General features: G+C 71.6%; 8 protein-coding genes and 3 pseudogenes. 7 read left to right on the top strand and 4 right to left on the bottom strand.

Annotated features, from left to right (window positions below):
- Positions 1-498 (bottom strand): RNA polymerase sigma factor (locus AOK15_RS20250; protein WP_055518860.1); only part of this gene is annotated, 498 nt, incomplete at its 3' end.
- A gap of 175 nt (positions 499-673) precedes the next feature.
- On the opposite strand from AOK15_RS20250, the gene trpS reads away from it, so the two are divergent.
- Positions 674-1,666 (top strand): tryptophan--tRNA ligase, encoded by a 993-nt coding sequence (trpS, locus tag AOK15_RS20245; RefSeq protein WP_055518858.1) that lies wholly within the window; start codon positions 674-676, stop codon positions 1,664-1,666.
- 164 nt (positions 1,667-1,830) lie between these two features.
- Positions 1,831-2,412, top strand: a complete 582-nt coding sequence (locus tag AOK15_RS20240; protein WP_055518855.1) for a 2'-5' RNA ligase family protein — start codon at positions 1,831-1,833, stop codon at positions 2,410-2,412.
- 105 nt (positions 2,413-2,517) lie between these two features.
- Here the strand turns inward: AOK15_RS20240 and AOK15_RS20235 are convergent, their stop codons facing one another.
- A complete protein-coding gene (locus tag AOK15_RS20235; RefSeq protein ID WP_055518852.1) occupies positions 2,518-3,273 on the bottom strand; it encodes a decaprenylphospho-beta-D-erythro-pentofuranosid-2-ulose 2-reductase in 756 nt (251 codons plus the stop codon).
- Positions 3,274-3,323: 50 nt separating this feature from the next.
- Positions 3,324-4,732: pseudogene (locus AOK15_RS20230) on the bottom strand (FAD-binding protein).
- 248 nt (positions 4,733-4,980) lie between these two features.
- Here AOK15_RS20230 and AOK15_RS42375 point away from each other — a divergent pair.
- Positions 4,981-5,163: pseudogene (locus AOK15_RS42375) on the top strand (decaprenyl-phosphate phosphoribosyltransferase); the annotation flags it as partial.
- 67 nt (positions 5,164-5,230) lie between these two features.
- Positions 5,231-6,106, top strand: a complete 876-nt coding sequence (locus AOK15_RS20225) for a YihY/virulence factor BrkB family protein (RefSeq protein ID WP_055518850.1) — start codon at positions 5,231-5,233, stop codon at positions 6,104-6,106.
- A 164-nt stretch (positions 6,107-6,270) separates the two neighbouring features.
- On the opposite strand, the gene AOK15_RS20220 is transcribed toward AOK15_RS20225, so the two are convergent.
- Positions 6,271-7,578, bottom strand: a complete 1,308-nt coding sequence (locus AOK15_RS20220; protein ID WP_055518848.1) for a D-alanyl-D-alanine carboxypeptidase family protein — start codon at positions 7,576-7,578, stop codon at positions 6,271-6,273.
- Positions 7,579-7,699: 121 nt separating this feature from the next.
- Between AOK15_RS20220 and AOK15_RS47025 the strand changes: the two genes are divergently transcribed.
- The 3 genes and pseudogenes from AOK15_RS47025 to AOK15_RS47020 form a co-directional block, all read left to right on the top strand.
- Positions 7,700-7,942 carry an SCO4848 family membrane protein gene (locus AOK15_RS47025; RefSeq protein ID WP_055518845.1) on the top strand — a complete coding sequence of 81 codons (243 nt, stop codon included), beginning with the start codon at positions 7,700-7,702 and terminating at the stop codon, positions 7,940-7,942.
- 16 nt (positions 7,943-7,958) lie between these two features.
- Positions 7,959-9,329 (top strand): metallophosphoesterase, encoded by a 1,371-nt coding sequence (locus tag AOK15_RS20210; protein ID WP_055518843.1) that lies wholly within the window; start codon positions 7,959-7,961, stop codon positions 9,327-9,329.
- Positions 9,330-9,508: 179 nt separating this feature from the next.
- A pseudogene (locus tag AOK15_RS47020) lies at positions 9,509-9,858 on the top strand (ABC transporter substrate-binding protein); the annotation flags it as partial.

Genomic DNA, 9,858 nt, shown 5'->3' with positions numbered 1-9,858 from the left:
GCCGAGGGCGGCGGCCGTCTCCGGTTCGTCCATCTCCAGCAGATAGCGGTACGTGACGACCAGCCGGTGCTCCTCGCTGAGCTGCTCCAGCGCGCCCAGCAGGGCGACCCGGCGCTCTATCTCCAGCGCGGCGACCGCCGGATCGGCCGCCGGCGGTATCAGCGGCTCGGCCTCCACGAGGGCCGCCTCTCGGTCGGCCAGCGACCGCTGACGTCCGGCTGTCCGCACTGTGTTCCTCGTCTCATTGGCCACGATCGACAGCAGCCACGGCCGGAACGCGGCCCCGTCCCGGAAGCGGCCGAGCGAGCAGTACGCCTTGAAGAAGGCCTGCTGCACCACGTCCTCCGCGTCCGGACCGGCGCCGAGCGCCCGGGCCGCCCTCAGCGCGATGCCCGTGTGGGCGCGCACCAAGTCCGCGTACGCCTCCGGCTCCCCGGCCCGTACGCGTGCGATCACCGCGGCCTCATCGACGATGCGGCCCCCCTCCCGCGTTCTCACAACAGGGGTACACCGCCCGGGCCCGATCGGTTCCCACCCGTGTGCCATCTGTTTCCGGTAGGTTCCGGAACGGGTCCCGATACCTGAGAGAATGGTGAGCATGGCCTCTGATCGCCCACCCGTCGCCCACCACCGCCCTCAAACGGGGCGCTCCGCGACGCTGCCTGGTTCTCGTGTGCTCTCCGGAATCCAGCCCACCGCAGGCTCGTTCCACCTCGGCAACTACCTCGGCGCCGTGCGCCAATGGGTGGCTCTGCAGGAGTCCCACGACGCGTTCTACATGGTCGTCGACCTGCATGCGATCACGATTCCGCAGGACCCCGCGGACCTGCGGGCGAACACCCGGCTCGCCGCCGCGCAGCTGCTCGCCGCCGGTCTCGACCCTGAGCGGTGCACCCTCTTCGTCCAGAGCCATGTCCCCGAGCACGCCCAGCTCGCCTGGGTCATGAACTGCCTCACCGGCTTCGGCGAGGCCTCCCGCATGACCCAGTTCAAGGACAAGTCCGCCAAGCAGGGCGCCGACCGCGCGAGCGTGGGCCTCTTCACGTACCCGATCCTCCAGGTCGCCGACATCCTGCTGTACCAGGCGAACGAGGTGCCGGTCGGCGAGGACCAGCGCCAGCACATCGAGCTCACCCGTGACCTCGCCGAGCGCTTCAACGGCCGCTTCGGCGAGACCTTCACGATCCCGAAGCCGTACATCCTGAAGGAGACGGCGAAGATCTACGACCTTCAGGACCCCGCGATCAAGATGAGCAAGTCGGCGTCGACCCCCAAGGGGTTGATCAACCTGCTCGACGACCCGAAGGCCACCGCCAAGAAGGTCAAGAGCGCGGTCACCGACACCGACACCGTGATCCGCTACGACGCCGCCGAGAAGCCCGGTGTCAGCAACCTGCTGAGCATCTACTCGACCCTCACCGGGACGAGTGTCGCGGAACTGGAGCAGAAGTACGCCGGCAAGGGCTACGGTGCGCTCAAGACGGACCTCGCCGAGGTCATGGTCGACTTCGTGACGCCCTTCCGGGAGCGCACCCAGCAGTACCTGGACGACCCGGAGACGCTCGACTCGATCCTGGCCAAGGGCGCGGAGAAGGCGCGCGCCGTCGCCGCGGAGACGCTCTCCCAGGCGTACGACCGGGTGGGATTCCTGCCCGCCAAGCACTGAGCCGCACCACCCCGGTCGGCCGCACGCCGATCGCGCCACCGGCAGCGCTGTACATCACTCCGGCCGCGCCTGCCCGGAACACCGCCGTGGCCGTACAGTCGATAGCCGGTGGCGCGTCACGACAGACGAAGACACAGACGTATGACACGACGACAGGAGACGACGTGGGGACCGTAACGATCGGTGTGTCGATCGCGGTCCCGGAGCCCCACGGCAGCCAGCTCCAGGAGCGGCGCGCGGGCTTCGGCGACGCCGCAGCTCACGGCATCCCCACCCATGTCACGCTGCTGCCGCCGACGGAGGTCGAGGAGACCGGGCTGCCGGCGATCGAGGCACATCTCGTCGAGGTCGCGGCCGCCGGCCGGGCCTTCCCGATGCGGCTGGCCGGCACGGGCACCTTCCGGCCGCTGTCGCCCGTGGTGTTCGTCAAGGTCGTCGAGGGCGCCGAGGCGTGCACCTGGTTGCAGAAACAGGTCAGGGATGCCTCCGGGCCGGTGGCGCGCGAGCTGAACTTCCCGTACCACCCGCACGTCACCGTGGCCCACGGCATCGCCGAGGAGGCGATGGACCGGGCGTTCGAGGAACTCGCCGGGTACGAGGCCGAATGGCCCTGCACCGGCTTCGCGCTCTACGAGCAGGGCGCCGACGGGGTCTGGCGCAAGCTCCGCGAGTTCGCCTTCGGCGGTTCGGTCGTCCCCCCGCAGGCGGGCGCCCCGGTGGGCGACACCACGCTTCCCACCCACTGAGGGCCCACTGAGGACCTGCTGAGGACCCACCGGGAATCCCCTGAGGCCAGGCCAGCGCGGCCACCGGGTCCCCCGGCGGCCTTCGGCGCCCGGTCGGCCGGCGCCCTACAGCGGCAGCCGGCGGAACAGCGGCCTCGGTACATGACGGAGCGCCGCCATCACCAGCCGCAGCGCCCCCGGCACCCACACCGTCTCCGAACGGCGCCGCAGCCCCAGCTCGATCGCCGTCGCCACCGCCTCCGGAGTGGTGGCGAGAGACGTCTCCGGACGCCCCGCGGTCATGCTCGTCCGCACGAAACCGGGTCGTACGACCATCACATGGACGCCGGTGCCGTGGAGGGCGTCGCCGAGGCCCTGGGTGAAGGCGTCGAGGCCGGCCTTGGCGGAGCCGTAGATGAAGTTCGAGCGGCGGGCGCGCTCGGCGGCCACCGAGGACAGGACGACGAGCGAGCCGTGGCCCTGCGCCTGGAGGGCCCGCGCGCAGACCAGGCCGGCCGACACGGCACCCGTGTAGTTGGTCTGGGCGACGCGGACGGCGGCCACCGGGTCGCGTTCGTCGTGCGCCTGGTCACCGAGCATGCCGAAGGCGACGAGCACCATGTCGATGTCGCCCTCGGCGAAGATCTTGCCGAGGATCGTCTCGTGCGAGTCGGGGGCGAGGGCGTCGAAGGCGACGGTGTGCGTCTCGGCGCCGAGACCCCGCAGATGGGCGGCGGCCCTCTCCAGGTCGGGCGAGGGGCGTCCGGCGAGCCAGACGGTGCGGGTGCGGCGGGCGATCAGCCGCCGGGCGGTGGCGAGCGCGATCTCCGACGTACCGCCGAGGATCAGCAGCGACTGGGGGGTGCCGAACGCGTCCTTCATGACAGCTCCTGAGCGACTGGGGAACGGGGGTGCAGATCGCGGTACGGGCGTTACAGGCCCAGGCGGCGGGCCAGGTCCGACACGAACACGCCGTCGGGGTCCAACTCGCGGCGCAGCGCCCGGAACTCGGGCAGACGGGGGTACATCGCGGCCAGCAGCTCGGGGCGCAGCCGGGCGTCCTTGGCCAGGTACACGCGCCCGTCGGCCGCCGCGACCTCCTCGTCCAGCCGGTCGAGGAAGGTATCGAGGCCGGGCAGGCCCGCCGGGATGTCGAGGGCGAGCGTCCAGCCGGGCATCGGGAACGACAGCCAGCCGGGGTCGCCCTCCCCGAACCGCTTCAGCACGGCGAGGAAGGAGGGGCAGCGGCGCGCGGAGATCCGGGTCACGATCCGTCGCAGGGCCTCCTCGTGGCCGTGCCCGACGACGAACTGGTACCGCACGAACCCGGAACGCCCGTAGAGCCGGTTCCAGTGCGGGACGCCGTCCAGGGGGTGGAAGAACGTGGAGATCCGCTGGAGCTGGTCGGTGCGGGCCCTGGGGGCCTTGCGGTACCACAGCTCGTTGAACAGCCCCACGGTCGACCGGCCGAGCAGCCCCTCGGGGACGAACGCGGGGGCGGCCGGGAACCGCGAGGTCCGGAACTCCAACGGACGGCCGAGCGGGGCCCGTCGGCCGAAACGTGCCCCGCGCGCGCGTGCCGACGAGTACTCCAGCGTCTCCAGGGAGGCGTGCTCGCCGCGGGTCAGGACCGCGCGGCCCGTCGCCGAGCCCCGGGCGAGGAGATCGATCCAGGCGACGGAGTAGCGGTAGTACCGGTCGGTGGCCGTCAGCCGGGCCAACAGGTCGTCCAGGTCGCGGGCCCGTTCCGTGTCGACCGACATCCACGAGGTCTCGACGGGCAGCAGCCGTACGGTCGCGGTGAGGATCACCCCCGTCAGGCCCATGCCGCCTGCCGTGGCGTCGAACAGCGGGGTGCCGGGTACCACCGTGCGGATCTCGCCGTCCGCGGTGAGCAGTTCCAGCGACAGCACATGGCGGGCGAACGCCCCGGAGACACGGTGGTTCTTGCCGTGGATGTCCGCCGCGATCGCGCCGCCCACGGTCGCCTGGCGGGTCCCCGGCGTCACCGGCACGAACCAGCCCAGTGGCAGCAGCACCTCCATCAGCCGGTGCAGCGACACCCCCGCGTCGCACAGGACCGTGCCGCCGTCCGCGTCGATGGCGTGGACCCGGTCCAGGCCCGTCATGTCGAGCACGGTGCCGCCCGCGTTCTGCGCCGCGTCCCCGTCGCCCGCCCCAGCCCCCGGGCGATCCCGCCGCGAGCCCCGCACGCCCGCACGGTGGCCGCGGCCTCCTCGTACGTACGGGGGCGGATCAGCCGGGCGACGGTCGGGGCGGTGCGGCCCCAGCCGGTGACAGGGGTGGTGCGGCCGGAGGACGGGACGGCGTTGGCTGGCATGCTCGCGACCGTATCGCCGCGAATGCCAAGGAATCCGGCGTATCGGCCCGCCTTCCCAGACGCCTCACCGAAATGGGTGATCAATGGGATGTCGTTCAAGATTGCCGGAGTTCTCGGGACCGGGGAGCACGGGGCGCTCCGGCTCGCGGCCGGACTCACGGGCGCCGTCGTCGACCGGGAGCGGCGTACCGTCCGGCTGCGCGGTACGAAGGCCACGGCCGGGGCGCAGCTATCAGCTCGACGACCGGGCCGGGACGATTCGGGCGCTGCTCACCGAGGACACCGCCGGATACCTGTGACTCGTCCGGCAGTTGGCCGCCGGGCTCGCCGTCCTCGGCTACTGTCCGTGGGCCCTCGAAGAGGGCGGCGTCCCGAGCACCGGTGTGCTGCCGTGGCGTCAGCTCTCCATGGGCGCCTTCGTGCTGGCCGTCCGGTGGTGATCAGCGCTCATGTGGGTACTCCGGCATCGGGTGACCACGACGAGGGCAGAGTCGGATCATGGACTGGCTGAAAAAGCTCCCCGGGATAGGCCCGCTGGCCGAACGCATGATGACCACGCATGCGTGGCGTTCGTACGAACGGCTGGAGCGGGTCACATGGACGCGGCTGGCCGCGGCCATGACCTTCCTCAGCTTTCTCGCGCTGTTCCCCCTGCTGACCATGGGTGCGGCCATCGCCGCGGCGACGCTCGACGAGAACCGGCGGCGCGAGCTGGAGGACCGGCTCGCCGAACAGGTGCCCGGCATCTCCGACCAGCTCGACATCGCCGGGCTCGTCCAGAACGCCGGCACCGTCGGGATCATCGCCGGCGCGCTGCTGCTGTTCACCGGTATCGGCTGGGTCGGGGAGATGCGGGGCTGTCTGCGGGCGGTGTGGGAGAAGCCCGAGCCCGAGGAGAACCCCGTCCTCGCCAAGGCCAAGGACGCGGGCATCCTCGTCGGGCTCGGCGGCGCGGTGCTCCTCTCCCTCGCGGCGTCCACGGTGGCGTCGGCGACGGTCGGCTGGACCGCGGACCGGCTCGGCGTCGACCGGGACGGGTGGGGTGGGGTGGTGCTCCAGATCGCCGCGTTCGGCGTGGCCGTGCTGGCCGACTTCCTGCTCCTGCTGTACGTCCTCACGCTGCTGCCGGGCGTCCACCCGCCGCGGCGGCGGCTCGTCGTGGCCGCGCTCATGGGGGCGATCGGCTTCGAACTGCTGAAGCTGCTGCTCAGCGGGTACATGCAGGGGGTCGCGTCGAAGAGCATGTACGGGGCTTTCGGGGTGCCGATCGCGTTGTTGCTGTGGATCAACTTCACGGCGAAGTTGCTGCTGTACTGCGCGGCTTGGACGGCGGAGGGGCGGGAGGAGGCGGAGGAGGCGGAGGGCGCCTCATAGCTCGGGGGTGCGTGTGGGTTTGGCGGGTGCGGCAGGTTCGTGGTTTCTCGCGCAGTTCCCCGCACCCCTGGAGGGAAGGGCCTGCGGCTCGCCCTCCCCATGAAAAGCACGGGGCGCAGCCCCGGTCGCTTTTCAGGGGCGGGGGGAACCGCGCGATCGACGCCCTACTTCCCGCGCCTCAGGGGCCACTTCCGGTTGACCAGGAAGACCCCGCCGGCCACCAGGGCGAGCACCCCGCCCGTGATCCCCAGTGCGATCCCGATGCCGCTGGTCCCGTCGGACGCCGCGGAGGCCACCGCCTTGCCGCCCGCGCCACCGGAGGCCGGCGCGGGGGACGTGGCCGATGCCGTACTCCCCGGCTGCGAGCTGGGGTCGGTGCCGCCACCGGAGGTCTCCGCACTCTTCGGCGGCACCAGTTCACCCACCGGCTGCACCTTGCCCGCCGCCGCGAACCCCCAGTCGAAGAGCTTCGCGGTCTCCTTGTAGACCTGGTTGTGCTCCTCCTTCTCGGGGTGCATGACGGTGACGAGGAGCACCCGGCCGTCGCGCTCGGCGACCCCCGTGAACGTCGCGCCCGCGTTCGTCGTGTTGCCGTTCTTCACACCCGCGATGCCCTGATAGGCGTCCAGACCGCTGTCGCCCGTCAGTAGCCGGTTGGTGTTCTGGATCTCGAAGGACGACCGGCTCTTCTTGCCCTTCTTGCCCTTCTTCGTCTCCCCGGGGAACTTGGCGCGCACGGTGGAGCAGTACTCCCGGAAGTCCTTCTTCTGCAGCCCCGACCTGGCGATCAGCGTCAGGTCGTAGGCCGACGACACCTGCCCCTTGGCGTCGTAGCCGTCCGGGCTGACCGCGTGCGTGTCGAGAGCCTGGAGCTCCTCGGCATGGGCGTTCATGTCGGCGACGGTCTGCTTGACGCCGCCGTTCATCGCGGACAGGACGTGCACCGCGTCGTTGCCGGAGCGAAGGAAGACACCGAGCCACAGATCGTGGACGGTGTACGTCTCGTTCTCCTTTATGCCGACCATGCTGGAGCCCGCGCCGACCCCGGCGAGGTCGGAGAGGGCGACCTCGTGCTTGTCGTCCTTGTTGAACTTCGGCAGCACCGTGTCCGCGAACAGCATCTTCAGCGTGCTCGCCGGCGCCAGCCGCCAGTGCGCGTTGTGCGCGCCCAGCACCTCGCCCGACTCCGCGTCCGCCACGATCCACGAGCGGGCGCTGATGCCCTTGGGCACCACCGGCGCGTCACCGCCCAGGTTGGCCTGCGTCCCCGGCCTGCCCAACTGCTCGCCTCCGACGGTCGACATCGCCGCCGGGGGAGTCGCCGACGGGGAGGCGCTGCCGCTCGGCGTCGGGTCGGCGGCATGGGCGGCCGGGGCGAGCGCCGGGGAGAACAGCGACATCAACGAGAGGGACGCGGCGAGGGCGGAGGTGACCGGCAGGGAGCGCCTGGCGGTCTTCTTGGAGGCGGGCACGATCGAGAAAGTACATGGCTCCGCCCGGTGAATCCCACTGCGGTTCTCGGCCACCGCGCCGCCCGCGCCCCCGCTCGCACCCCGGCGCGAAGCCCCGGCGGTCGGCGGTGATACTGAACCCATGAAGCTCAGCCGCCCCCTCTCCTGGTTCCTGCTCGCCTTCGGGGTGTGGAGCTGGGTCATCTGGGTCACTTTCATCCGGAATCTCTGGAAGGACGGCAGCGGCCTCGCGTTCGACGACGCGGGCGATCCGACCGCGTACTTCTGGGTGCATCTGACGCTCGCCGTCGTCTCCTTTGTCCTTGGGACGGCCATCGGCGTCATCGGGTTGCGTGGACTGCGCGCACTTCGTCGGACGACGTGACGGGGAGTACGACGTGATGGTGATCGTCTTCGTTCTCGTGGCCCTGCTGGTGCTGGCCGCCTTCGGTCTCCTGCACTGGTACGCCTGGCGCCGGCTGGTGCGCGACACGACCCGCGGGCCGGGCCTGGCCAGACGCGTGGGCGCCGGTGTGTTCATCGCCGGGCCGGTGCTGCTGTTCGCGGCCTTCGGCGCCGAGCGCGGCGGCGCACCCTTCTGGTTGCAGCAGACGCTGGGCTGGCCGGGCTTCCTGTGGCTCGCCTTCTCGCTGTACCTGCTGCTGGCTCTCCTGGCGGGGGAGGTCGTACGCCCCCTGCTGATCCGTCTGCCGGCGCGGCGCGCCCCGGCCCCGGCCGAGCGCCCCGAACCGGCGGTGCGCGCACCGGAGCCGGTACCGGCGGGCGCGAAGCCCACGGACCGGGCCGACGCCACCGCCGAGTCGCCGGCGACCACCGACGCGACCACGGCCACCGACACGACCACGACCCCCGACCCGGCCTCCGCCGACGGCACCGCACCTGACGCCGGATCTCCCACCGAGCCCGCCGGGGCGTCCCCCTCGGGTGTCTCCCGGCGCCTCTTCGTCTCCCGCGTGGTCGGCGGGGCCGTCGCCGCCACCGCCGTCGGGACGGTCGGCTACGGCACCTATGGCGTCGTACGCGGTCCCCGGGTCGAACGGGTCACCGTGCCGCTGGCGAAGCTGCCGCGCGCCGCGCACGGTTTCCGGATCGCGGTGGTCAGCGACATCCACCTCGGGCCGATGCTGGGCAGGGGTTTCGCGCAGAAGGTCGTCGACACCATCAACGCGACCCAGCCCGACCTGATCGCGGTCGTCGGTGACCTGGTCGACGGCAGCGTGAAGGACCTGGGCCCGGCGGCGGCGCCGCTCGCGGGTCTGGAGGCGCGGCACGGCACGTACTTCGTCACCGGCAACCACGAGTACTTCTCCGGCGCCGAGCAGTGGGTGGAGGAGGTGCGGCGCCTGGGGATGACCCCGCTGGAGAACGACCGCCGGGAGCTGCCGTACCTCGACCTCGCCGGGGTGAACGACATCGCGGGGGAGGACGACGGGCAGGGCCCCGACTTCGCCAGGGCGCTCGGCGACCGGGACACCTCGCGGGCCGTGGTGCTCCTCGCCCACCAGCCCGTCCAGATCCATGACGCCGTCGACCACGGTGTTGACCTCCAGCTCTCCGGGCACACCCACGGCGGCCAGCTGTGGCCCATGAACTACGTCGCCGAGGCCGCCAACCCCACCCTCGCGGGCCTGGAACGCTACGGCGACACCCAGCTGTACGTCAGCCGCGGCGCGGGCGCGTGGGGCCCGCCGGTGCGGGTGGGGGCGCCGTCGGACATCACCGTCGTGGAGCTGGCGTCGAAACAGGCGTGACGGTTCGTCAGCATCTCGTGGGGAGCGCGTAGTTCACGCACTCCCCTCGCTTACCAAGTTCTTTCTCAACTCAACAAAACCCCTCTTCCGCGCGTATGAACGCGTGTGGTTAGGTGATCGGCGCCACCGCGTGGCCAGTGGGCGTCGTGGGCCGGGTGGAGTCATGGGGAGGGGCGCCGATGCGGTCGGTTCGCATGCGGGTTCTCGCGTCGCTGCTGGTGCTGGCGATCGCGGCGATCGGCGGCTGGCAGTTGCTGCCCGCCCGGCACGACACGGACGGGACGATCACCGTCGGGACGACCGACTCGGTCACGTCCCTCGACCCGGCCGGTGCGTACGACGCCGGGTCCTGGGCCCTGTTCAACAACGTCTTCCAGTCGCTGCTGACCTTCGAGCCCGGCGGCGCGAGCCCCGTCCCCGACGCGGCCCGCGACTGCGCGTTCGCCGGCAACGCGCTCACCGTCTACCGCTGCACCCTGCGCCAGGGGCTGAGGTTCTCCAGTGGCCGCGAGGTGACCGGGGCCGACGT

This window comes from Streptomyces ossamyceticus, assembly GCF_001418475.1.
Taxonomy (GTDB): domain Bacteria; phylum Actinomycetota; class Actinomycetes; order Streptomycetales; family Streptomycetaceae; genus Streptomyces; species Streptomyces ossamyceticus.
This window is presented reverse-complemented; position numbering and strand designations above follow the sequence as displayed.